Origin of the sequence: Pacificimonas pallii (genome assembly GCF_019204005.1) — a bacterium.
Taxonomy (GTDB): Bacteria; Pseudomonadota; Alphaproteobacteria; order Sphingomonadales; family Sphingomonadaceae; genus Pacificimonas; species Pacificimonas pallii.
The window spans coordinates 710,831-733,805 of the sequence record NZ_JAGSPA010000002.1; the positions used below are offsets into that span (position 1 = coordinate 710,831).

Sequence of the window (22,975 nt, forward strand, 5' to 3'; positions counted from 1 at the left end):
GTCGGCGGCGTTAACCACACGCGTCATTGGCCGGGCTGTCGGAAAACCTCAGATCGCTGAATAATAAGACTGTAGCGAGCGGACTTCAAGAGGGCCGGCGCGCATGGCCGCAATCGCCTGCACCGCGGCCCTGCTCGCCGCGGCTGTCGTATAATAGGGCACCTTCCCCATAACGGCGCTCGACCGGATGCTCTTGGAATCCTCCAGCGCCTGCGCGCCTTCGGTGGTGTTGAATATCATCGCGACAGCGTCATTCTTTATTTCATCAACGATGTGCGGCGACCCCTCAAGGACCTTGTTGATGCGCTTTACGGCGAGACCCTCGGCGCGCAGATACGCTTCGGTGCCGCCTGTGGCGATCAGCGAGAAACCAAGATCGACGAGTTGGCGCGCTGCGGCGAGGATTTGCGGCTTGTCCGTGTCCTTCACCGATATGAAGACAACGCCATCGTCCGGCAGATTGGTCTGCACGGCGATCTGGGATTTCGCGAAAGCGATTTCGAAATTCATGTCTATGCCCATGACTTCACCGGTCGATTTCATTTCCGGGCCAAGCACGGGATCGGTGCCGGGGAAGCGGGCAAAGGGAAAAATCGCCTCCTTCACCGCGATGTGCTTCATATGCCGCGGCGGCATTTCGAAGTCGGTGAGTGTTTCACCGGCCATCACGCGCGCCGCGATCTTGGCGATGGGCGCGCCCTTCGCCTTCGCCACAAAGGGCACAGTGCGGGAGGCGCGCGGGTTTACCTCGATCAGATAGACCTCCTCATCCTTAACGGCATATTGCACGTTCATCAGACCGCGCACGTTCAGCGCCATGGCAAGTGCCTCGGTCTGCCGTTCGATCTCGGCAATCACGTTGTCAGACAGGGAATATGGCGGCAGCGAACAGGCGCTGTCGCCGGAATGCACGCCCGCCTCCTCAATGTGCTGCAAAACCCCCGCGACATGAACGGTTTCACCGTCGGCAAGCGCGTCGACGTCGACTTCTATGGCATCGCGCAGATACTGGTCGACCAAGACCGGCAGGCCGTCGGGAACCAGCATGGCGGCCTTCATATAGGTTTCCAGCTGGCGGTCGCTGTCGACGACCTCCATGCCCCGCCCGCCAAGGACGTTGGAGGGGCGCAGCAGCACGGGATAACCAAGCTTGCTCGCCTCGCGCTGGGCCTCCTCCAGCGTGCGGGCAATGCCATTGGCGGGCTGTTTCAGGCCAAGGCGGTCGATGAGAGCCGCGAAACGCTCTCTGTCCTCCGCCTCGTCAATGGCGCTGACGGCGGTGCCGAGGATGGGGATTCCGGCCGCCTCCAGCGCGGGTGCGAGTTTCAGCGGTGTCTGACCGCCGAACTGCACGATGACACCCGCCAGGGTGCCATTCTGCTGCTCGACATGCAGGATTTCGAGTACATCCTCGGCTGTCAGCGGTTCGAAATAGAGGCGGTCGGACGTGTCGTAATCCGTTGAAACGGTCTCTGGATTGCAGTTGACCATGATGGTTTCATAACCCGCATCGGCAAGCGCAAAGGCGGCGTGGCAGCAGCAATAGTCGAATTCGATGCCCTGCCCGATCCGGTTCGGTCCGCCGCCCAGAATAACGACCTTGTTGCGCGGCGTGGGGACCGATTCGCACTCCGGCGCGCCAAAGATCGGCCCCTCATAGGTGGAGTACATGTAAGGCGTCTTCGCTTCGAACTCGGCAGCGCAGGTGTCGATGCGTTTGTAGACGGGGCGCACATTGAGGGCGTGCCGATGCGCCGCCGCGTCGATGCCCGACAGCGCGGAGAGACGCGCATCGGAGAAGCCCATGCTTTTCAGCGCGCGCATATCTGCGGCGCCGGCGGGGAGGCCGTTCGCCTCGACCTGCCGTTCCGCTTCGATAATCTCGCGGATGCGCGCCAGGAACCAGGGATCGTAGAAGCTGAGGCGGTGAATCTCCTCATCGGGAAACCCGCGCCGCATGGCTTCCGCGACGACCAGAAGGCGGTCGGGCGTCGCCTTGGCAAGCCGCGCGGCCACCCCGCCATCGCCTTCGGCGGTGAGTTCCGGCATCGGATCGAGGCCGTCGAGACCGGTTTCCAGGCCGCGCAGCGCCTTCTGGAAGCTTTCCGCGAAGTTCCGGCCGATGGCCATCACTTCACCCACGGACTTCATCGCCGTCGACAGGGTGTTGGAGGCGCCGCGGAATTTCTCAAAGGCGAAGCGCGGGATTTTCGTTACGACATAATCGATTGTCGGTTCGAACGAGGCGGGCGTTGCACCCGTGATATCATTTTCGATCTCGTCGAGCGTATAGCCGACGGCCAGCTTTGCCGCGACCTTGGCGATGGGGAAGCCGGTCGCCTTGGAAGCGAGCGCGGAACTGCGCGACACGCGCGGGTTCATCTCGATGACGATCAGGCGCCCGGTCTTCGGATTGACGGCGAACTGGACGTTCGAACCGCCGGTTTCGACGCCAATCTCGCGCAGCACCGCGATGCTGGCGTTGCGCATGATCTGATATTCCTTGTCGGTCAGCGTCAGCGCGGGGGCAACGGTGATCGAATCGCCCGTGTGCACACCCATGGGATCGACATTTTCGATGCTGCAGATGATGATGCAATTGTCGTTTTTATCGCGCACCACCTCCATCTCATATTCTTTCCAGCCGAGGACGCTCTCCTCGATCAGGACTTCGGTTGTGGGCGAGGCGTCGAGGCCGCCGCGGACGATCTCAAGGAAGTCCTCCTTGTTATACGCGACGCCGCCGCCAGTGCCGCCAAGCGTGAAGCTGGGCCGGATGATGGCGGGCAGGCCGACCTTTTCGAGCGCGGCCAGCGCCTCCTGATCGGTGTGCGCGATGGCGGAGATCGGGCTTTCGAGGCCAATCTTGTCCATTGCGTTCCGGAATTTCAGCCGGTCCTCCGCCTTGTCGATGGCCTCAGCGTCGGCGCCGATCAGCTCAACGCCGTATTTTTCAAGCGTCCCATCCTGATGCAGCGCCAGCGCGGTGTTCAGCGCCGTCTGGCCGCCCATGGTGGGCAGCACCGCCAGCGTCTCCTCTGGGTGCAGCGCGCGTTCCTTTGCGATGACCTTGGCGACCATTTCGGGCGTGATTGGCTCGATATAGGTCGCGTCCGCCATGTCGGGATCGGTCATGATCGTGGCGGGGTTGGAGTTCACCAGAACGATCCGGTACCCCTCCTCGCGCAGCGCCTTGCACGCCTGCACGCCCGAATAATCGAACTCACACGCCTGCCCGATGACGATAGGACCAGCGCCGATGATGAGAATGGAGGAGATGTCGGTGCGTTTAGGCATGATGACGGACCTTTAAGCCCTCTCCCCGCCGGGGAGAGGGTCTGGGAGAGGGGGACGATGCGGCTAAAGAGGTCGAATGCCCAGAAGAGATCCAATCCCTCTCAAACGTGCGAAGGCCCTGCGGTCGAACATACCGCTGGCGGAGGCCCTGCTGTGGGAGAAGCTCCGCGCCAGGCGCCTCGGCGGCATGAAGTTCTCGCGGCAGGTTCCGATCGGACCCTACATTGTCGACTTCGCCGCGCGGCGCGAGCGGCTGGCGATTGAGCTCGACGGCGACAGCCATGCCGGGCGCGAGACCTACGACGCGGCCCGGACGGCGTTCATCGAGGGCCAGGGCTGGCATGTCCTGCGGTTCTGGAACGACGACATTTTCACCAATATCGAAGGCGCCTGCGCCGACATTCTCCGCGCCGCGGAGAGCCGCTGCGCGGCCCCCTCTCCCTAACCCTCTCCCCGGCGGGGAGAGGGGATTCATGACAGCGCCCCAACAAACTTCTGGAACAGATAATCGCTATCCATCGGACCCGGACTGGCTTCCGGATGGTACTGCACCCCGAAGGCCCGCTTGCCCGTCAGCTCGATCCCGCACAGCGTCCCGTCGAACAGGCTGGTGTGCGTCGCCTCGACGCCGTCGGGCAGCGTGTCCGCGTCGACGGCGAAACCATGGTTCATGCTGGTGATCTCGACGCGGCCGTCGGAGAGGCGCTGGACGGGGTGGTTGGCGCCTCTGTGGCCCTGAAACATCTTGGCGGTTTTCGCGCCTGCGGCCAGGCCGAGGAGCTGGTGGCCGAGGCAGATGCCGAAGATGGGCATATCGGCGGCGAGCAGCTGCTGAATGACGGGGACGGCATAAGCGGCGGTGGCGGCGGGGTCGCCGGGGCCGTTCGACAGGAAGACGCCCGCGGGCTTCAGCGCCATGATCTCGTCAAAGCTGGTCTCTGCCGGGACGACCGTGACGCGCGCGCCGGCATTGGTCAGGCGGCGAAGGATGTTCTTCTTCGCGCCATAATCGATGGCGACGACGTGAGGGCCGTGCTGTGGCCCCGCTGCGAAGCCCTGCCCCAATTGCCACGGGCCATCGTTCCAGCCGCCGGTGTCTTCGCGTGTGACGTCCCTTGCCAGATCGAGGCCTTCAAGACCGCTCCATTCCCGTGCGGCGGCGCGGAGGGTGTCCATGTCGAATTTGCCGTCGGGCGCATGGGCGATAACGGCATTGGGCGCGCCCTCCAGCCGGACTTTCCGGGTGAGCGCGCGCGTGTCGACGCCCGAAATTCCGATGCGGCCATGCCGCGCCAGCCACTCGTCGAAGCGCTCGGCGCTGCGGAAATTGCTGGGTTCGGTGACGGTTTCGCGGACGATACAGCCGACGGCATGCGGCGTATCGGCTTCGGTGTCCTCATCATTAACGCCGACATTGCCGATATGGGGAAAGGTGAAGGTGACGATCTGCCGGGCGTAGCTGGGATCGGTCATGATCTCCTGATAGCCCGTCATGGCGGTGTTGAAGCAGACTTCGCCCACCGCATGTCCGGCCGCCCCGAATCCCCTGCCCCAGATGATTTCACCCGATGCGAGAATCAACGCGCCAGTGGCTCCGGAGGGAGGGCGCGCAGGTGTGGCTTCGGTCACGCTTGGGGGCGCTCCTTCACGAGGGGTGGATCGAAATGTAAGCTAAGGGGGCGTGCTAGGCCCGCGAAGGATTCGCGTCAATTCTGTTAAAGTGGCCTTCGGCACATTATCTGGCCCGGCAACCAATCAGGAGACTCGATGATGATCGCCGCAAATGTGAAGACCGCGCAGATAACCGCCATGAAAGCGGGCGAAAAAGACCGCGTGGCCGCCACCCGTGCCATTCTGGCCGCCATCAAGCAAAAAGAAATCGATACGCGCGTCGGCGCGGGCAATGGCGATGACAAGCTGGCCGCCGATGTGCTCACCAAGATGGCGAAGCAGCGCAGGGAATCGATTGGCATGTATGAGCAGGGCGACCGCCAGGAACTTGCCGATCAGGAACGCAGTGAGCTTGCCGTCATCGAGGAGTTCATGCCGCAGATGATGCCCGCCGCCGAGGCACAGGCCGAGGTGCGCAAGCTGGTCGAAGCGCTGGGCGCGGAAGGCCCGCAGGACATGGGCAAGGTCATGGCCGCGCTGAAGGAACGCTTCGCGGGGCAGATCGACATGTCGAGCGCAAGCGCGATGGTGAAACAGGAACTGACGGCGAAGGGCTGACGGGCGGTCGCAAGTATCCACAGGTAAATCGCCCGCGCCCCTTCACGGCGAGGCCTGCGTGGACGATAGTGGCAAGCGTGTCGATCCCGCCTGCCTTCCTTGACGAACTGCGCATGCGCGTCCCGGTTTCGGACGTCGTCGGTCCGGCGGTGAAACTGATCCGTGCCGGCCGGGAGATGAAAGCCTGCTGTCCCTTTCACAAGGAAAAAACGCCAAGCTTTTATGTGAATGACGAGAAGGCGTTCTACCATTGTTTCGGTTGCGGCGCGCATGGCGATATCATCACGTTCCTGATGGAACAGGCCGGGCAGGATTTTCGCGGCGCCGTCGAGCAACTGGCCGGGATGGCGGGCCTGCCCATGCCGGAGGAAAGCCCCGAACAGCGCGAACGCGCGAAGGCTGCGCAGGGTCTGCACGATGTCGCGGCGCTGGCGGAGGCCTGGTTTACACGCAATTTGCGGTCAGACGCGGGGGCGTCCGCGCGGGCCTATATACAGGACCGCGGACTGTCGCAGGAGACGGCGGCGCGGTTCGGCATGGGCTTCGCACCCGACAGCCGCGGGGCGCTGATGAACGCCATCGACGCGCCAATGGCAAAACTGGTCGATGCGGGCCTGCTCGTGCAGCCGGACGACGATCGCCGCGACGCCTATGACCGGTTTCGCAGCCGGCTGATCTTTCCCATCCACGACACGCGAAACCGGACGGTTGGCTTTGGCGGCCGCATCCTGGGGCCGGGCGAGCCGAAATATCTGAATTCGCCCGACGGCCCGCTGTTCGACAAAGGCCGCCTGCTCTACAATCTGAACCGGGCGGCGCCAGCGGCGCGCAAGTCGGGCCGCCTTGCCGTGGTCGAAGGATATATGGACGTCATCGCGCTTGCACAGGCGGGTTTCGCCGAGGCGGTGGCCCCGATGGGCACGGCGATGACCGAGGACCAGATGAAGCTGGCGTGGCGCGCCGTTCCCGAACCAGTGCTGTGCTTCGATGGCGATGCCGCGGGTTTGCGGGCGGCGCACCGCGCCGCCATTCGCGCCCTGCCCCTGCTGGAACCCGGCAAATCGCTGCGCTTCGCCGTCCTGCCCGACGGCAAGGACCCGGACGACCTGGTGCGCGCCTCTGGCCTGAAGGCGTTTGAAACGCTGCTGGCGGGTGCGGAGCCGCTGATCGACTATCTGTGGCGCAGCGAAACCGAAGGCGTCGATCTGAAAACGCCGGAACGCCGCGCCGCCGTACGCCAGCGCCTGGGCGAACATGCCAGCAGCATCGAGGATGGCAGCGTCCAGCAGCTGTACCGGTCGGAGTTCAAGGCGCGCTTCGACGCGGCCTTCGTACAGCGCGGCCGGGGCGACGATGGCCGTGGGCGCAACCGGGGCGGCGCTGCGATACCGGTATGGATGCGCGCCACCGCGGGCGCCACGTCCGATGTGAAGACGACTGCGCAGCGCACGCCTTTTGAGCGTGAAATCAGCGCGATCATCGTCGGTCTTCTTCATTTTCCGCAGCTGGCGGACACATGCGGCGAAGCGATTGCCGATCTGGAAATCGCCGACCCGGAGATCGTCCGCCTGCGCGCGGCAATTTTTCGTGCCGTTGCAGGCAACCCGGCGCTTGACAAAACGTCCCTGCATTCCGACTTGGAGCGTAGAGGGCTCGGTCAGCTCGCGGAAACCGTCACGGTATCGAACCGGTTGGACTTCAGTTTCACGCGTTCCCGGACGCCCGGTGCCCGTGCGGCAGAAGACTTGGCATGTGTCGCGGGGCATCTTATGGCACTCGCGCATATAAATGATGAGGAAGCGGACCTGCGCGCGCGCTATGATTCGCTGTCTCAGGAAGAATTCGAACGCCGCAGTGCCCTCACCTATGAGAAACTGCGGATACAGGACGAGCTAAGGCTGCTCGCTCACGGTCGAAGGCTGGAGGCTGAAGAGGCGGCGACCGCCGCCGCTGAAGCCGGCATCGACCATTAAGAGCGCGCGGTCCGATCAGGTGTTGGAACGATAAGTATGGCGACGGCAACGAAGAGCAGGGATGCGGAAGACGGCGCACCCTTGATCGACATGAATGATGCGGGCGTGAAGAAACTGATCGCCGCGGCGAAGAAACGCGGCTGGATCACCTATGAACAGGTGAACGAAGCGCTTTTGCAGGACCAGGTTTCGCCCGACCAGATCGAGGACGTCATGGCCGCGCTGAGCCAGATGGGCATCAACGTCACCGAATCGGATGAAGTGGATGACGATGACGACGGCGCGCCTGCACCCGCCGATGCCAAAAAGGCCGACGGACCGCAGCCGGAAAAGTTCGTATCCTCCCGCACCAAGGAAAAACTGGACCGCACCGATGATCCGGTGCGCATGTATCTGCGCGAGATGGGCGCCGTGGAGCTGCTGTCGCGTGAGGGCGAAATCGCGATCGCAAAGCGCATCGAGGCCGGCCGCGACATGATGATCGTCGGCCTGTGCGAAAGCCCGCTGACCTTCTCCACCATTATCTACTGGTCTGAAGCCGTCAAAGCCGGCGAGATGCAGCTGCGCGAGATCCTCGACCTCGACACCATGCTCAATCAGGGCCCGACGGACGAGGAAGTCGCCAATGCCGGCGAGAATGACGGCGGTAGCGACCTTCCCAAGGGCGTGGAGCTGAAGGAAGATGATGACGCCGTCGATAATGAATCGGCCGGGGGCGACGATAGTGAGGGCGACGCATCCGATGCGGGCGCGAAGGCGGCAAAGGCCGGGGCCAAGGACGATGATGACGACGCCAACGTCCTGTCGCTGGCGCAGATGGAAGAGCAGCTGACGCCGCAGGCGCTGGCGCAGTTCGACGACATCCAGAAGGTCTATGGGAAATTCGCCAAATTACAGGATGAGCGCCTGGAAGCGATGCACGCGGGCGAAGACTATGATGTCAAGCTGGAGACCAGATACCAGAAACTTCGCGCCGACCTGACCGACAAGGTCGAGGCCGTGTTCTTCAACAATGCGAAAATCGAATTCCTGGTTGAGCAGCTATATAGTTACAATAAGCGCCTGATGTCGCTGAGTGGCCAGATGCTGCGCCTTGCCGAACGCTACAAGATTCCGCGCCGTGATTTTCTCGAGACCTATGTCGGTCATGAACTTGATGAAAACTGGATCGAAGAGGTCAAGTCGCGCGGTCCGAAATGGGCGAGCTTCGCCGAGGACGAATCGCAGGCGGTCGATAATATCCGCATGCAGGTGATGGATATCGCCGCGCAGACCGGCGTTTCGCTGCAGGAATTCCGCCGCATCGTGAACATGGTGCAAAAGGCCGAGCGCGAGGCGCGGATCGCGAAGAAGGAAATGGTCGAGGCGAACCTGCGCCTCGTGATCTCCATTGCCAAGAAATACACCAATCGCGGCCTGCAATTCCTGGACCTGATCCAGGAGGGCAATATCGGCCTGATGAAAGCCGTCGACAAGTTCGAGTATCGCCGCGGCTATAAATTCTCGACCTATGCGACCTGGTGGATCCGGCAGGCCATCACGCGCTCCATCGCCGATCAGGCGCGCACCATCCGCATTCCGGTGCACATGATCGAGACGATCAACAAGCTGGTTCGGACATCGCGCCAGTTCCTGCATGAATTCGGCCGCGAGCCGACGCCGGAAGAGATGGCGGAGCGTCTCGGCATGCCGCTCGACAAGGTCCGCAAGGTGATGAAGATCGCCAAGGAACCGATCAGCCTTGAAACGCCGATCGGCGATGAGGAAGATTCGCAGCTGGGTGACTTTATCGAGGACAAGAACGCGATTATTCCCGTCGATGCCGCCGTGCATGCGAATTTGAAGGAAACCGTGACCCGCGTCCTCGCCAGTCTGACGCCGCGTGAAGAACGTGTTCTCAGAATGCGCTTTGGCATTGGCATGAACACCGATCATACGCTGGAGGAGGTCGGGCAGCAGTTCAGCGTGACGCGCGAGCGTATTCGCCAGATCGAGGCAAAGGCGCTGAGGAAATTGAAGCACCCGAGCCGCAGCCGGAAAATGCGCAGCTTCCTCGACGTTTGATCTGCTGGCTGGCGGGTCCTTCATTCAGGGGAATGACATGATGTCGGCCGTAGGTGAACGGACCATGCGCCTATTTGTCATTCTTTTCGTATCATTTGCCATGGCGGCAGGCGTTGCCGCAACTATCCTGCCTGGCATCCAGCAGCAGATCATGGCCGAAGCGTCGCAGCAATCTGCGGATGACCTGGCCTTTACGCGTACCGTCGAGATCGAGGGCCGCTCAAAGGACGGGACCGAGACCATCCGCATGGTTGAGCGCTATGACCCGCGGCGACCGGACAACAAGCGATGGACGCTCGTCAGTGTGGATGGCCGCGAACCGACGAAGGACGAGCGCAAGGACGCTGATGGTCGCCGCAGCGATGGACCAATTCCGGGCTATTACCGCCTGGGCAACTGGTTCGGGACCGAGGCGAAGGCACAGGGCCAGGCCTCCCTGCACTTCCAGTCCTTTCCGAAGGGCACGTTCGACGTCGGCCCGATTGACCTGTCACGCCGGATTACAGCCATTGCCACGATCGGCGGGACGGATGACGCCCCTTATGTCACGGAAACCCGCTTCCGCCTGAAAGAGCCGTTCCGCGTCATGCTGGTCGCGAAGGTCACGGCGTTTGACGCGAAGACGCGCTATACACGCCTGCCGAGCGGACGCCCGGTTCTTGCCGAGCAGACGCTGACATTTACGGGCAGCCGCTTTGGCAAGGAAGGCACGCAGCGCACGGTGACGCGATATTCCGACTATGTTGAGGTCCGGTAGGCCAGCCTAGCGCGGCATGCGAAACTCGCTGTAGACGGCGACGGTTTCCGCGACCGGGTCCAGGCGAACCCACAGGGCCAAAGCCAGGGCAGCGATCAGCAAAAAGGCAGCGATGATGTTCCCCGCCCGCCCGCTGACTGGCGGTGCGAGAATGGTCAATGGCGGAAGGGCAAGCGCCGCCAGAAGTGCGGCGACCATCGGCATGGCCGGGCCCACACCCTGCATCAACGCATGGCTATTCTGGAACAGGAAGCCAAGCGATATGGCGGCGAACAGAACGGCCAGGGCGATGCCCCCGCCCCCGCCAACCCGCCGCTTCGCGACCGCCGCAAGCCCGCCCAGAAGCAGCGGAATCACGATGATATACGCCGCGGTCGGGGCAAATAACTGAACGACAATAGCAAGGATGATGCCGATCAGACTGGCCCGCTGCCCGCCGAGCCAGGCGAGTGCGAGCACAAGCATTGCCGCACAGATCAGTAGCGCCTGCACCTCAAGGCGTGTCGTCGCCGCCAGCCGGTCGTAATAATTTATAGCACCGTCAGCGCCCGACAGGAGGTTGAACAGGTAAAGCAGCCCGGCCCCGAGCAGGATAACAAGCAGGGTCGCCGCGCTGCCCCGCGCCATGGTCTTGCGGGTCTCCGCGGCGCGAATCTGGTCGATGACGAGCAGCGCCGCCGCCGCAATCAGCAGCCACCCAGCCCATGCCGGATAGGAAATCAGGAACAGCCCGAACATATCGAAGAAGGTCAGATCGGCCGCCTTGCCGGGCAATGTCTCCGCCGAAAGCAGCGCCCAGGTCAGGTCCAGCCCCTGCGCGCCCATGTCCTGCAGTGCGCCCTGATCAAGATTTTCCGGTGTCGCGTCAGGGGAATGATAGAGGCCGGGGCGTCCGATAAACGCGAAATTATAGGCGGTGTAGTCACCCGACAGGGCCGGTGTCAGGTCGGTGTCATTGGGAAGCACGCTGTAGACAAAGGCGGCAAGGGACGACGCGCCCGGTCGATCGACAGCCCTATGATAGAGGCGCATGGCCTCGCCATTTTGCGCGGACGTCTGGAAAAGCGTCGTCCGGCCGCCGCCGCCGCGTGCCTCCAGATTGATGATGGCCCCCACGCGCCGCCGATTGGAATTATTGGCGAAAAAATATTTCGCGCCTTCCAGCCCGAGTTCCTCGGCATCGGTGAACAGCACAAGGAGATCGCGCGGGAGTGCTCCCTTCGCCTTGACCGCGCGAACGATCTCCAGAATCGCGGCGACACCTGCGGCATCATCGGAAGCGCCCGCCGACCCCCAGACACTATCATAATGCGCCATCAGAAGAACCGCCGGAAGCGACGGATCACTGCCGCCAAGTCGCGCGAAGATGTTCTCGACAGGCGGCGCGGCCATCTCATCGCCGCGCCACTGCCGCAGGCGCGCAGCCCCCTGTTCACCAAGCGGAGATGCGGTGGTTCCGGTATCGAGCCCGAGCGCCCGCAATCGTTCGACCAGATACGCCCGGACGCGGGCATTCTCGGCACTGCCAGTGACATGCGGAGCCGCGGCAACCTGCCGTACATCGACCATTGCACGCGCCGCGGAGAAGTCAGTCTGCGGTGCCGTCTCATCCCGCGGCGATGGCGGCGTGGTTCCGACAATCGCCAAAATGAGCGCGATTGACACCGCCGCGAGAAGACCCAGATATTTCCGCATGCTTCATATCCCCCGGATTTTTCCGGGGGACCCTGATGCCCTCTGCGCGGCGCGTCAAACCGCATCTTTTTCAGGATGAGCGCATCAATTCCATGCGCGCCCGTTTCCGGACATGCCGGAACCCGCGACAGCTATGGCGAGTTACGTCATCGCCTAGGAAAGAACATAAATTCAAACAGGGACAGGCCCATGGAATTGAACATCTCTCTCAACGAAGTTTGCCGCCTGGTCGTTCGTGCCCGCGAATTCGACGCGCAGGTCCCGGCGGTCGATCCCGATGATTCCAGCAATATGGCGGACGATGGTGCTGTCGGTGTGCTGGAGGACGAAACGAACACGTCGGTCGAGGAAGAGATGCGGACATTTATCGACGATCTGCCCGAGGACGAGCAGGTGGAACTGTACGCCCTGATGGCCGTCGGGCGAGGCGATTATGATGCCGATGAATGGGATGACGCCCTTGAGTCGATCACGGGCGAAGTCTCCGATTTCGCTGACGAACTGATGGAGACGCCCGCGCTGGCGTCATTGCTGGAGGCCGGTCTCGCCGCTTTTGGCATGAGCTGCGACGGCGAAGGTCAGCTCAGCTAAGCGGGAAATCGAATGTCGCGAAGCTTTTCCCAGGGCCCACCACGATACCACCAGAGGGAAACGCCCTCAATAATGAACGGCCAGGGCGTGAACTCGTCGGATAGACGGTTGTAGAGCGCCTTTGCCGCCTTTCCTTCCCCTTTGTTCTGCACTGTGACGTGCGGTCGCCAGCCCTGGCTGTCCTGCGGCACCAGCAGCGGTGCCCAGTTCGCGGCCAGCCGCGCACGAAATTCTGACAGCGCTTCCGAGTCGACGATGATGGAGGATCCTCTGCCCATAAAATGAAGACGGCTGGCGCGGGCTGCCATGCGCGTTTCATGCCGCGCGGCATCCTTCAGTTCGCGAACGATTTCCGCCGACTGCGGGCCTGGCAGGTGATGGAACATGGTGATGTGCGCGCCCAAAAGATTCCGCTCCGGCGGAAAATGCGCGCGGCGCAGGGCGTCAAACCGCGCAAAAGCCGAACGCTCCATTAGTGCAGTCAGGATGAGGGGTACCGCATCGGTCATGGTGGACGCCCTGCCACCGCGCCATGGACCGGATCAAGGCACGGCTTGCCGCACCGCCCTCTCCCTGTAGAAGCGGACCATGCACGGCACCTCACCCATCACCGCCTTCGAAGCCAGCGCCATCGTCATCGTTCTGGCGGCGCTGCTCGGCTATCTGAACCATCGCCTGCTGAAGCTGCCGCATGTGATCGGTCTGACCATACTTGGCGCGGCGCTGTCGCTGGCGGCGGTCGCGGCCGATATCCTGATCCCGGGGATCGGCATCGGCGCATGGACGACGGATTTCCTGACCGGACTCGATTTTTCCGAAACGCTGTTACAGGGCATGCTGAGCTTCCTGCTGTTCGCGGGCGCATTGCACGTCGACCTGGACGAGCTCAAAAAGGGCTGGTTGCCAATCCTTGTCCTGTCGACGGTCGGCGTGGTCATCTCGACGATGATTGTCGGCTTTGCCTTCTCCTTTGTCACCGGCGTGATCGGCGTCGATGTGCCGTTCATCTGGTGCCTGGTCTTCGGCGCGCTGATCAGCCCGACCGATCCCGTCTCCGTACTCGGCATCCTCAAAAAGGCGGCCGTACCGCCGACATTGCAGGCGACCGTCGCAGGCGAGAGCCTATTCAATGACGGTGTCGGCGTCGTCGTGTTCTCGATCCTTCTGGCCGCCGCGCTGTCCGGCGCGGACTTCTCGCTCGTCAATGGGCTGGAACTGTTCGCGGTCGAGGCGGGCGGCGGCATCCTTCTCGGCCTCGTCACCGGCTACATCGCCTTCAGAGCCATGCGCGCCATCGATGTATATTCAATCGAGGTCCTGATCAGCCTCGCCGTCGTCATGGGCGGCTATGCGCTCGCCACGCGCCTGCATCTTGCGGGTCCGGTCGCCATGGCCGTCGCCGGCCTGCTCATCGGCAATCAGGGCGTCAGCTTCGCGATGAGCGACATCACGCGCGATTACCTCCTGAAATTCTGGGAAATCGTCGACGAGGTTTTGAACAGCGTGTTGTTCTTGCTCATCGGCCTTGAAGTCATCATTATCGCCGCCAATGGCAATTATCTGGTGCTCGCCATCATCGCCATTCCCATGGTGCTGGCCGCGCGTGCCATCGCCGTCGGCATTCCGATGAGCGGTCTCAGGCGTTTCACACCACTGTCCAAAATGGCGACACCGATTCTGATCTGGGGCGGCCTGCGCGGCGGGATTTCCATCGCCCTGGCGCTTAGCCTGCCACCAGGTCCCGTCCGCGACACAATTCTGGCGACCACATATGGCGTGGTGCTGTTCAGTGTGCTGGTTCAGGGCGCGACCGTCGGACGGCTGGTCGAGAGACTGAAACGCTGACGAAAATTCGGCTGGTGAGTCCTGCTGGGTTCGAACCAGCGACCTACTGATTAAAAGTCAGTTGCTCTACCAACTGAGCTAAGGACCCAAACCAGCCGAAGCGGCGATGTAGAAGGCCTTCGCCTCCGGGTCAACGGCGTGCGGTCAATCGCGCGTACATCTGCCGCACTGTGAGGCCGAGAATAGGATGCCGCCATGTGGGCGCGACCTCCATCATCGGGGCAAGCACGAAGCGGCGCAGGTGCATGGCCGGATGCGGCAGATAAAGGCCGGGGCCGCCGCGGACCCGGTCATGATAGGCGATGAGGTCGAGATCGAGGACGCGTGCGCCCCAGCGCCGCTGCCTGCGCCTGCCAAAATCATCCTCGATATCGTGCAACAGACCAAGGAGCGCACCGGGAGGGAGATCAGTCGCGACGGCGGCGACGGCGTTGGCGTAACGTCGCTGGGATGGCCCTAGCGGCGCGGTGGTATGAATGCGCGAGCGGCGCTCGACAGCGATGCCCGCATCCGCAAGCGCGCGCAGTGCCGCCGCCACCACCCGGCGCGGGGCGCCATGGCGTCCGTGCGCGCGATTGGAACCAAGGGCGATGACGATGGCCATGTGCCTCCCCCCTAAGCGGAAATTGCATGCACGCGAAGCACCGGATGACGCCGGACGCGCATTTGGCTAGGACGCCCACATGCTTACCGAAGCCGACATTCCCCAGCCGCCGCTTGATTGCCGTATCTGTCCGCGCCTGGCCGCATTTCTGGATGAACAGCGCGCCGCGCATCCGGACTGGTTCAACGCGCCTGTTCCGGGCTGGGGCGATCCGAACGCGTGGCTGTGCTTTGTCGGCCTGGCACCTGGTCTGAGGGGAGCGAACCGCACGGGAAGGCCCTTCACCGGCGACTGGGCCGGCGACCTTTTATATGACACGCTCGACAAATTCGGCTGGTCTGAGGGGACCTATGATGCGCGCGCGGACGATGGCTATCGGCTGAAAGGCGCATATATCGCCAACGCGGTGCGCTGCGTACCGCCGCAGAACAAGCCGACGCCCGCCGAGATCACCAACTGCCGTCCCTATTTCGATACGCAGCTCAAGGCGCTCAGGAATGTTCGCGTCCTGCTGGCGCTGGGGCTGATCGCGCATCAGCAGGTGATGAAGGTTTACGGGCTGACGCTAAACCATTTCAAATTTGCCCACGGCGCCCGGCACGAACTGCCCGATGGCCGCGTGCTGGTCGATAGCTATCATTGCAGCCGCTACAACACGAATACCGGGCGCCTGACACCGGAGATGTTCGCGGACATATTCAGGATTGCCGAGGCCGCCCGTTAAATTTCCGTCAGGCGGCCGTAAAGTTCCGGGCGGCGGTCGCGGAAGAAGCCCATGCTTGCCCGGTGCGCCTTTGCGGCGGCAAGATCAAAAGTGGCGATGGCCATGCCGGTCTCGGCCTTGTCGAGTCCAGCGACGATCTCGCCATATTCATTGGCCGCGAAGCTTGAGCCGTAGAAGGTCTGGCCGCCTTCCGTTCCGACCCGGTTCGCGGCAATGACGGGCATGGTGTTCGATACCGCATGCCCCTGCATCGCCCGCTGCCACATCGCGGATGTATCAAGCTCGGGCTCGTCAGGTTCCGAGCCGATCGCGGTCGGGTAAAGCAGCATTTCCGCCCCCATCAGCGCCATTGATCGTGCCGCTTCGGGGAACCACTGGTCCCAGCAGATGCCGACGCCAATCGTGCCAAAGGGCGTCGCCCATACACGAAACCCACCATTGCCGGGGCGGAAATAGAATTTTTCCTCATAGCCCGGACCGTCCGGAATATGCGCTTTTCGGTAGCGGCCCTGCACCCTGCCCTGCGCGTCGATCATCGCCAGACTGTTATAATAATGCGGCCCGTCAACTTCGAAGAAGCTGGCCGGGATGATCGTACCGGTGTCGGCGGCGACCTGTTGCATCGCCCGGATCGCCGGGTGGGAATCGGCGGGATGGGCGCGCGCGAAATGCGCTTCCTTCTCCTCGCGGCAAAAATAGTGACCCTGAAACAATTCCGGCGGCAGGATAAGCTGCGCGCCGCGCGCGGCCGCCTCACGCGCCAGATCGGCAGTGGCCGCAATATCGCGCGCCTCATCGTCGGTGAAGGAGAGTTGCAGCACTGCCGCTGTGATCATCGTCATATCGCGCCCTTCGGCAGTTGATTGGTCATGCAGTGAAACGCACCGCCGCCCGCCAATATCGCGCGCGCGGACAATCCAACCGCGCGCCGTTCCGGGAAGAGTGCGGCAAAGGCGTCAACGGCAGCGGCATCGTTCCCGGTCCCGAACTGCGGCACGACAACCAGTTCATTCGTGAGCACGAAATTCGCGTAGCTGGCGGGAATGACCGCGCCGCTTGCGTCATCGACTCGGCCGGGGGACGGAATTCGCGTCAGCTTCAGACCCGCTTCGGTGACCGTCCTTGCGGCATCGGCATAGACGAGGACATTCGGATCATCCTTCCGGTCCGGACAGGCGATGACGACGTGCCCCGGCGCAACGAAGCGCGCCAGATTATCGACATGGCCGTCCGTATGGTCATTCACGAGGCCCCGGTCGAGCCAGACGAGCCGCGCGAGACCGAGACTGTTCGCGAGCGCGGCCTCCACATCGCCCTCGCCCATGGCAGGATTGCGATTGGGATTGAGGAGGCACTGACGCGTGGTGAGCGCCGCGCCGGTACCATCATGGTCGATGGCGCCGCCCTCCAGCACGAAATCATGCATGTGAAGCGGCAAACCGGCCTCTATGGCCAGATGGCGCGCCACGCCCTCATCCCCCGCCATCAAATATTTGCCACCCCAACCGTTGAAGCGAAACGCCTGCGCCGCACCCGCCGCAAAAACCGGGCCGGTGTCGCGCAGCCAGATATCGCCGTATCGCGCGCTGCTGATACCGGCGGAAGACCCGGCGGCATCGCCGGGCGGCGCGAGGAGCGTGACGGGCGTGCCCGCCGCCTGCACCGTTTCAACGAAGGCGAGCACCTCTGCCCGCGCAGCGTCCAGCGCCTCACCCCATTCACGCACGTCCCAAGGCAGCGCCGCGAACAGGCGCGCGATCGGCTCCCATTCGGGCTCCGGAGGTGCCATCGCGCTTATTGGAGCCCTGCCCGGCTCTGGTCGCGAACGGCGCGGAATTCATCGCCTTCACGCCAGTTCGGCCAATCCTGACTATTCGCGAGCGCGCGGCCAATCCGGTAGTTCAATTCCAGATCCTGAACCGCGCCGTCCCACACCCAGTCAGGGTCATATTCATCGCCCGGCAGATGATAGCGGTTGGTGATGTAGTCATCCGCGGCCGCTTCGCCGAATTCCCCGCCCTTTCCGACAATATCCACACCGCCCTCAGCATAGAGCATGGGCACGCCTTTCTTGGCGAGACTGAAATGGTCGGAACGGTAGAAATAGCCTTTCTCCGGGCTGCTCTCAAGTTCCATGCGGCGGCCCTGCGCTTCCGCTTCGGCGGTCAGGATGTCCTCAAGTTCGGACTTCCCCGCGCCAATCACGACGACATCATTTGTCCTGCCCAGAATGTTGAGGCCGTCCATGTTGAGGCCGCCGACCGTCTGCGCAAGCGGATAGACCGGCTGTTCGGCGTAATAGGCACTGCCCAGCAGGCCGGATTCCTCGGCGGTCACGGCAAGAAAAACAAGGCTGCGGTCCGCTGGTCCCGCCTCGGCATGCGCACGCGCAAGTTCGATCAGCCCCGCCGTCCCGGTGGCATTGTCAAACGCGCCGTTGCAGATCTCGTCCGCTTCCCCCGGTGCACAGCGGCCAAGATGATCCCAATGGGCGGTATAGAGCACATATTCATCCGGACGTTTCGAACCCGGCAAAATGCCGATGACGTTATTCGACTGCTGCCGGCGGATCGTATTGGTCAGCGTTGCAGAAGCGGTCACGCCCATCGGCACAGCGGCAAAGTCGCGGGACTTCGCCCGCGCCACCAGCGCGGCCATATCGAGATCCGCCGCGCTGAACAGCTTCGCGGCAAGATCACCATGCATCCAGCCCTCCACGGCGACGCGGCCCGCGCCATTATCCGGCCTGTCCATTTCGATTTGCGGGCCAGACCAGCTGCTTTCGACGGTGGACCAGCCATAAGCGGCAGGTTCGGTATCGTGAATGATAAGCGCACCGGCGGCGCCCTGCCGTGCCGCCTCCTCATATTTATAGGTCCAGCGGCCATAATAGGTCATCGCGCGCCCGCCAAATTCGCCGTCCAGCCCCTCGGTTTCCCAATCAGGGTCATTGACCAGAATGACCGCAACCTTGCCCGCCATGTCGATACCCTCATAATCGTTCCACGCTTTTTCCGGAGCGTTGACGCCATATCCGACGAAGACCAATTCGGCATCCGCCATGTTGACTTCGGGTTCGATACGCTTGGTCCAGATGACCTGCTCTATCCCATACTTGCCGATAAACAGTGGCTTTCCATCATTTACGAAGCTGATGTCCGCGGCGGATTCATCGACGCCGACCTCGACAAGCGGCACTTCCTGAAACCAGGCATCGCCATTGCCCGGTTGCAGGCCCGCTGCCGCGAACGCCTCTGATATGTAAGCGATGGTTTTCTGTTCGCCGTCCGTCATGGGAGCGCGGCCACCGAAGACGTCGGAAGACAGCACCTGCGTATCCCGCTTCAGATTTTCCGCAGAAAGCTGCGGTGACTTGCCAACAAGAGTGGTCTCGCCGCCAGCCTCGCTGGCACATGCAGCGAGCGCAAAGGCGGATATCAGAAAGAGCGGCGGCGGAACGCGGGTCATCATGTTCGGCAATCCTTTTGATCAGTGTGACTGATCGTTGCCTGCCGATACTCCTCCGCGTCAAGGGGCGCGGCGATTGGCGCGCAGAAGTCGAAATCCTCTTATCGGCCGCGACGCCATACATCTCGGCCACGCCGCCGGTTCACATTCTTGTGAAATGGCGCGGATTTGGCATTCGCAAAAGGCGGCTTGGTAAACGGCGGGTTGGCCATGATGCGGCACAACTGCCATCCTGTCCCTGCGGAAGAAACGTATCATCAAAAAGAAAAAGGGCCGCTCTCACCGATGTGGGAGCGGCCCTTTTTCTGTCGATCACGCGGAAACGCGATCAATCGGTAAGCCTAGCGCTTGCGGCGAAGACCCAGACCAGCGAGGCCAAGACCCAGCAGCGCGAGGCCGGCAGGAGCCGGAACCTGCTGAAGCGGGCCGCCCGGGATGTCCAGAACGATCTGGCTGAGCTGGAAGTCAAGGCCGGCACCGAAGCTGGCGCCAGCTACACCTGCATCGGCGAAGATCTTGAACTCGTCATCGCCATCAAGAAGGTCATTGCTGAACTCAAGAACGATGTCACGGGGCGCCAAGGTGTATTCCGTGTCGATCAGGATTTCCTCAAAATCAACCTCAACGCCGTTGACGAACAGAGTGAATGTGCGCGGACGATCAGCAAAGACTTCACGTAGCGTCAGCGATGCGGTTTCACCCGCCGTCGCACCATTGAAGAAAGCGCCTGTGTTATAAGTCAGCGTGACGATCGACTCTACGCCGCTGTCGCTCGAAGACTGGAACTGGCCATCGGCACCGCCGCCCGGGAAAATAATGCTCGCATGGGAAGCGGAGGGTGCTCCGTTCGCATTGCCATCAACTTCCAACATTACGTCGCGAGAAAATACATTACCGCTGACAGCGATCGCATGAGCGCCGGTCGAAACGGCAGCGCCTGTCGTCGTCAGCGTTCCACCAGGAAGCATCGTCTGAAAATCTTCAAGGATAATGAGTGCCTGCGCGCTGGTAGCGACACTTGCAGCGAGAGCGAGACCAGTAAGGATCGTTTTCATAATAATAGTTCCCAGTCCAAATGTGAGCCGAAAAGACGGCCTCTACCCCGACCCCAGCAAGGTGTATGCCAAATCAACAATAATGTTACTTAACAATATATTATAAAATGTTTCGTGTCCAGAATGAGGCGTATCTGTAAAGAATTTCGACACCTTTAAAGGCTCGACTCGTCGCTGGACCAACCGCGACCGCACGATGAACTGTGCGATTAACCCAGATTTAACAAGAGAAAATTGAGATTCCTGCCAAAATTATGAACATATGGACGGCAGGCGATTGATATAGTTATATAATTAACATGGACCGCCAACGATGCGCGGCACCGGGACCACAGACGGTCATGTCCCATGTCTCTTCTTGCCGCCAGATGAGAACAGTTTAACGCATTAAAAGTGTAAAATATTCCGACACATTTGTGTCAGGAGGCTTCACTCGCCTTTGAAGCCCTGCGCTACAACATACCATTCACTCGACCCCTTGCGGCTCGCTGGTGGCTTCACATGCTTCACCGCCGCGAAGTTCCGTTTCAGTTCCGCAACCAGCGCCGCGTCGGCACCGCCAGCGAGCACCTTGGCCACGAAGCTTCCGCCTGGGATCAGGTTGCGGTGCGCGAAATCCACGGCAACTTCGACCAGACCCATGGTACGCAAATGATCGGTCTGACGATGCCCGGTCGTATTCGCGGCCATATCCGACAGGACGAGATCAGGCTGACCGCCGAGCGCTTCGATTAGCTTTCCGGGGGCGGCGTCATCGAGAAAATCCATCTTGAAAATGGTCGCGCCTTCAATCGGATCGATGTCAAGCAGGTCGATCCCAACAAGCCCCGCACCCGGCCGTTTCTGCCGCACCACCTGTATCCAGCCTCCGGGCGCCGCACCGAGATCGACAACACGCTTCACACCGCGCAATAAGTTGAATTTCTCGTCCAGTTCCAACAATTTGAAGGCAGCGCGGCTACGAAAACCCTGTGCCTTGGCAGCCTTCACATAGGGATCATCAAGCTGCCTTTGCAGCCAGCGGGTCGACTGCGCGGTTCGCCTGCGCGCGGTTTTTACCCGGGTCTTTCCCTGCCCCGATTTGCCAATGCCCGATTTGCCGGACGACATATCAGTGCCCGTCCCGCGTCATCAATGTGCGCAGGATCCCTTCTCGAATACCGCGATCGGCGACGCACAGCATCTTTACCGGAAACGCCGCCAGTATCGCATCGAGAATGGCGCAGCCGGCGACGACCAGGTCCGCGCGGTCACGACCGATACACGGCTGCTGCGAACGCTCATCGTAGCTCATCCTCGACAAGCTGTCGGCGATGCCGCGCATCGCAGCGTTCTCTACCCACGCGCCGTCAACGCGGCTACGGTCGTAATGCGGTAAGCCAAGGTGCAGGCTGGTGAGCGTTGTAATCGTACCGGATGTACCGAGCAGTTGCAGCCCCTCCAGGCCGCGCGGCGATGTCAGCCTTTCCATCGCCTGACCGATATTGTCGGCCACGCGGCCGCGCATCCGCTCATAGGCCGCCAGACGGCTTTCCAGGCAGTCATGCGTCCGCCGCTCTGTCTCCGTCAGCGATACGACGCCCCAGGGAACACTGTTCCAACCGAGTTGCCGCACCGCCCGGTGCCCGTCGGTTTCAACGAGGCTGATCTCGGTGGACCCCCCGCCAATGTCAAATACCAGCGCATGGGTAAACTCCGGACGAAAGAGCGCCTGACAGCCGATGACGGCAAGATGCGCCTCTTCTGCCGGGGTGATCACATCGAGCGCGATGCCGGTCCGTTCATGGACACGCTCAATAAATTCGGGACCATTGGCGGCACGGCGACAGGCTTCGGTAGCGACGTTGCGGGTGATCCAGACGTCGCGGCGCTCAAGCTTGTCAGCACAAACCGACAGCGCGTCCAGTGCCTTATCGATGGCAGCATCGGAAATCCGCCCGGTTTCCAGCAATCCCTCGCCCAGGCGGACGATACGGGAGAAGGCATCGATAACGTAAAACCCGTCGGCGCTCGGCCGAGCGATCAGCAGGCGGCAATTGTTCGTACCAAGGTCAAGCGCGCCATATGCGCGCCGCGCCTTCGGGATGTGCCGGGGTTTTGGTGCCCTTCGCCGTTTGTGCACGCCATCCTGCGTACCGGTTCGACTCCGGGCATGGGCGTTTGTCGCCATATTTATGCCAGTCTATTCCACTCGGGCCGCGTGCCGGAATAAGCTGGCACTGCGGTAACTTGCGGTTCACATTAGCGTTCGCGGGTGAATTGGCAAGGCAATCGAAGGTAATCCGAACAGAACGGACGTGAAATAGCGATAGCTACCGGCACCGATAGCGTTGACAGGCCCGCTCCAGCACCTATATCGCGCGCCTTCATGGCATTGCCCCGTCGTCTAATGGTAAGACTACGGATTCTGATTCCGTCTATTGAGGTTCGAATCCTCACGGGGCATCCAACATTTCATCCTTTGACAAGATAACCTGCCCGCTTTGACAAAAAAGTGGGCCGCATAGGTCCGAAGCAGACCGAATGAGCAAGCCTCTCCGTGCTCCAATCTCTGATTTCTCTATATTCCGGCAGTGCGGCTCGCTCAGTAATTAGTCATCCGGCCGAACCCGCGCCAGCCATATGCCGACGGCAGCCTCGCGCCCCAATCCAAGACGTAATCATCCGAGATAC

At 61.9% G+C, this 22,975-nt stretch carries 19 protein-coding genes and 2 tRNA genes; 9 read left to right on the forward strand and 12 right to left on the reverse strand.

The window, feature by feature from the left end:
* Positions 1-48: 48 nt before the first annotated feature.
* Positions 49-3,297, reverse strand: coding sequence for a carbamoyl-phosphate synthase large subunit (gene carB / locus KCG44_RS08545; protein WP_218445591.1), 3,249 nt, complete (start codon positions 3,295-3,297; stop codon positions 49-51).
* A gap of 76 nt (positions 3,298-3,373) precedes the next feature.
* Here carB and KCG44_RS08550 point away from each other — a divergent pair, with 76 nt between their 5' ends.
* Positions 3,374-3,742: an endonuclease domain-containing protein gene (locus KCG44_RS08550; RefSeq protein ID WP_218445592.1), complete on the forward strand. Its 369-nt coding sequence runs from the start codon at positions 3,374-3,376 to the stop codon at positions 3,740-3,742.
* A gap of 26 nt (positions 3,743-3,768) precedes the next feature.
* Here the strand turns inward: KCG44_RS08550 and carA are convergent, their stop codons facing one another.
* Entirely contained in the window at positions 3,769-4,926 is a 1,158-nt protein-coding gene (carA, locus tag KCG44_RS08555; RefSeq protein ID WP_218445593.1) for a glutamine-hydrolyzing carbamoyl-phosphate synthase small subunit, read from the reverse strand.
* Positions 4,927-5,064: 138 nt separating this feature from the next.
* Between carA and KCG44_RS08560 the strand changes: the two genes are divergently transcribed.
* The 4 genes from KCG44_RS08560 (at position 5,065) to KCG44_RS08575 (ending at position 10,320) form a co-directional block, all read left to right on the forward strand.
* Positions 5,065-5,526, forward strand: coding sequence for a GatB/YqeY domain-containing protein (locus tag KCG44_RS08560; protein ID WP_439651437.1), 462 nt, complete (start codon positions 5,065-5,067; stop codon positions 5,524-5,526).
* 77 nt (positions 5,527-5,603) lie between these two features.
* Positions 5,604-7,499, forward strand: coding sequence for a DNA primase (dnaG, locus tag KCG44_RS08565; protein WP_218445595.1), 1,896 nt, complete (start codon positions 5,604-5,606; stop codon positions 7,497-7,499).
* A gap of 36 nt (positions 7,500-7,535) precedes the next feature.
* Positions 7,536-9,563 carry an RNA polymerase sigma factor RpoD gene (gene rpoD / locus KCG44_RS08570; protein ID WP_218445596.1) on the forward strand — a complete coding sequence of 676 codons (2,028 nt, stop codon included), beginning with the start codon at positions 7,536-7,538 and terminating at the stop codon, positions 9,561-9,563.
* Positions 9,564-9,600: 37 nt separating this feature from the next.
* Positions 9,601-10,320: a hypothetical protein gene (locus KCG44_RS08575; RefSeq protein ID WP_218445597.1), complete on the forward strand. Its 720-nt coding sequence runs from the start codon at positions 9,601-9,603 to the stop codon at positions 10,318-10,320.
* A 6-nt stretch (positions 10,321-10,326) separates the two neighbouring features.
* On the opposite strand, the gene KCG44_RS08580 is transcribed toward KCG44_RS08575, so the two are convergent.
* Positions 10,327-12,015 carry a M20/M25/M40 family metallo-hydrolase gene (locus KCG44_RS08580; protein WP_218445598.1) on the reverse strand — a complete coding sequence of 563 codons (1,689 nt, stop codon included), beginning with the start codon at positions 12,013-12,015 and terminating at the stop codon, positions 10,327-10,329.
* Between the two features lie 189 nt (positions 12,016-12,204).
* Here KCG44_RS08580 and KCG44_RS08585 point away from each other — a divergent pair, with 189 nt between their 5' ends.
* Positions 12,205-12,606 (forward strand): DUF3775 domain-containing protein, encoded by a 402-nt coding sequence (locus KCG44_RS08585; protein WP_218445599.1) that lies wholly within the window; start codon positions 12,205-12,207, stop codon positions 12,604-12,606.
* On the opposite strand, the gene KCG44_RS08590 is transcribed toward KCG44_RS08585, so the two are convergent.
* Positions 12,603-13,115, reverse strand: coding sequence for a 2'-5' RNA ligase family protein (locus KCG44_RS08590; RefSeq protein ID WP_218445601.1), 513 nt, complete (start codon positions 13,113-13,115; stop codon positions 12,603-12,605). The two genes, KCG44_RS08585 and KCG44_RS08590, sit on opposite strands and share 4 nt — an antisense overlap.
* A 79-nt stretch (positions 13,116-13,194) precedes the next feature.
* Between KCG44_RS08590 and KCG44_RS08595 the strand changes: the two genes are divergently transcribed.
* Positions 13,195-14,451, forward strand: a complete 1,257-nt coding sequence (locus KCG44_RS08595) for a cation:proton antiporter (RefSeq protein WP_218445603.1) — start codon at positions 13,195-13,197, stop codon at positions 14,449-14,451.
* Positions 14,452-14,463: 12 nt separating this feature from the next.
* On the opposite strand, the gene KCG44_RS08600 is transcribed toward KCG44_RS08595, so the two are convergent.
* Together KCG44_RS08600 and folK are read right to left on the reverse strand one after the other, a co-directional pair.
* Positions 14,464-14,539: transfer RNA gene (locus KCG44_RS08600), tRNA-Lys, on the reverse strand.
* Positions 14,540-14,581: 42 nt separating this feature from the next.
* Complete coding sequence (folK, locus tag KCG44_RS08605; protein WP_218445605.1) at positions 14,582-15,055, reverse strand: 2-amino-4-hydroxy-6-hydroxymethyldihydropteridine diphosphokinase; 474 nt, start codon at positions 15,053-15,055, stop codon at positions 14,582-14,584.
* A 79-nt stretch (positions 15,056-15,134) separates the two neighbouring features.
* On the opposite strand from folK, the gene KCG44_RS08610 reads away from it, so the two are divergent.
* Entirely contained in the window at positions 15,135-15,779 is a 645-nt protein-coding gene (locus KCG44_RS08610; protein WP_218445607.1) for a uracil-DNA glycosylase, read from the forward strand.
* On the opposite strand, the gene aguB is transcribed toward KCG44_RS08610, so the two are convergent.
* The 6 genes from aguB to KCG44_RS08640 form a co-directional block, all read right to left on the reverse strand.
* Positions 15,776-16,621, reverse strand: a complete 846-nt coding sequence (gene aguB / locus KCG44_RS08615; protein ID WP_218445609.1) for an N-carbamoylputrescine amidase — start codon at positions 16,619-16,621, stop codon at positions 15,776-15,778. The two genes, KCG44_RS08610 and aguB, sit on opposite strands and share 4 nt — an antisense overlap.
* Positions 16,618-17,568: an agmatine deiminase family protein gene (locus KCG44_RS08620; RefSeq protein WP_218445611.1), complete on the reverse strand. Its 951-nt coding sequence runs from the start codon at positions 17,566-17,568 to the stop codon at positions 16,618-16,620. Before KCG44_RS08620 ends, aguB begins: the two co-directional genes overlap by 4 nt.
* A gap of 5 nt (positions 17,569-17,573) precedes the next feature.
* Positions 17,574-19,247 carry a M28 family metallopeptidase gene (locus KCG44_RS08625; RefSeq protein ID WP_439651442.1) on the reverse strand — a complete coding sequence of 558 codons (1,674 nt, stop codon included), beginning with the start codon at positions 19,245-19,247 and terminating at the stop codon, positions 17,574-17,576.
* Positions 19,248-19,588: 341 nt separating this feature from the next.
* Complete coding sequence (locus KCG44_RS08630; RefSeq protein WP_218445616.1) at positions 19,589-20,302, reverse strand: PEP-CTERM sorting domain-containing protein; 714 nt, start codon at positions 20,300-20,302, stop codon at positions 19,589-19,591.
* A 429-nt stretch (positions 20,303-20,731) separates the two neighbouring features.
* A complete protein-coding gene (locus KCG44_RS08635) occupies positions 20,732-21,412 on the reverse strand; it encodes an RlmE family RNA methyltransferase (protein ID WP_218445618.1) in 681 nt (226 codons plus the stop codon).
* 1 nt (position 21,413) lies between these two features.
* Positions 21,414-22,472 carry a Ppx/GppA phosphatase family protein gene (locus KCG44_RS08640; protein WP_218445620.1) on the reverse strand — a complete coding sequence of 353 codons (1,059 nt, stop codon included), beginning with the start codon at positions 22,470-22,472 and terminating at the stop codon, positions 21,414-21,416.
* A 205-nt stretch (positions 22,473-22,677) separates the two neighbouring features.
* Between KCG44_RS08640 and KCG44_RS08645 the strand changes: the two genes are divergently transcribed.
* Positions 22,678-22,751 (forward strand) — tRNA-Gln (locus KCG44_RS08645).
* The last annotated feature ends 224 nt before the right edge of the window (positions 22,752-22,975 follow it).

What these genes read in the sequence shown, in the direction of transcription:
- KCG44_RS08610 (WP_218445607.1), top strand. Translation starts at nt 15,135, where the DNA reads ATGCTTACCGAAGCCGACATTCCCCAGCCGCCGCTTGATTGCCGTATC.
- KCG44_RS08585 (WP_218445599.1), top strand. Translation starts at nt 12,205, where the DNA reads ATGGAATTGAACATCTCTCTCAACGAAGTTTGCCGCCTGGTCGTTCGT.
- folK (WP_218445605.1), bottom strand. Translation starts at nt 15,055, where the DNA reads ATGGCCATCGTCATCGCCCTTGGTTCCAATCGCGCGCACGGACGCCAT.
- KCG44_RS08560 (WP_439651437.1), top strand. Translation starts at nt 5,065, where the DNA reads ATGATGATCGCCGCAAATGTGAAGACCGCGCAGATAACCGCCATGAAA.
- KCG44_RS08640 (WP_218445620.1), bottom strand. Translation starts at nt 22,472, where the DNA reads ATGGCGACAAACGCCCATGCCCGGAGTCGAACCGGTACGCAGGATGGC.
- KCG44_RS08550 (WP_218445592.1), top strand. Translation starts at nt 3,374, where the DNA reads ATGCCCAGAAGAGATCCAATCCCTCTCAAACGTGCGAAGGCCCTGCGG.
- KCG44_RS08590 (WP_218445601.1), bottom strand. Translation starts at nt 13,115, where the DNA reads ATGACCGATGCGGTACCCCTCATCCTGACTGCACTAATGGAGCGTTCG.
- KCG44_RS08620 (WP_218445611.1), bottom strand. Translation starts at nt 17,568, where the DNA reads ATGGCACCTCCGGAGCCCGAATGGGAGCCGATCGCGCGCCTGTTCGCG.
- KCG44_RS08625 (WP_439651442.1), bottom strand. Translation starts at nt 19,247, where the DNA reads ATGACCCGCGTTCCGCCGCCGCTCTTTCTGATATCCGCCTTTGCGCTC.
- carB (WP_218445591.1), bottom strand. Translation starts at nt 3,297, where the DNA reads ATGCCTAAACGCACCGACATCTCCTCCATTCTCATCATCGGCGCTGGT.
- KCG44_RS08630 (WP_218445616.1), bottom strand. Translation starts at nt 20,302, where the DNA reads ATGAAAACGATCCTTACTGGTCTCGCTCTCGCTGCAAGTGTCGCTACC.
- KCG44_RS08575 (WP_218445597.1), top strand. Translation starts at nt 9,601, where the DNA reads ATGATGTCGGCCGTAGGTGAACGGACCATGCGCCTATTTGTCATTCTT.
- KCG44_RS08595 (WP_218445603.1), top strand. Translation starts at nt 13,195, where the DNA reads ATGCACGGCACCTCACCCATCACCGCCTTCGAAGCCAGCGCCATCGTC.
- KCG44_RS08635 (WP_218445618.1), bottom strand. Translation starts at nt 21,412, where the DNA reads ATGTCGTCCGGCAAATCGGGCATTGGCAAATCGGGGCAGGGAAAGACC.
- rpoD (WP_218445596.1), top strand. Translation starts at nt 7,536, where the DNA reads ATGGCGACGGCAACGAAGAGCAGGGATGCGGAAGACGGCGCACCCTTG.
- KCG44_RS08580 (WP_218445598.1), bottom strand. Translation starts at nt 12,015, where the DNA reads ATGCGGAAATATCTGGGTCTTCTCGCGGCGGTGTCAATCGCGCTCATT.
- aguB (WP_218445609.1), bottom strand. Translation starts at nt 16,621, where the DNA reads ATGACGATGATCACAGCGGCAGTGCTGCAACTCTCCTTCACCGACGAT.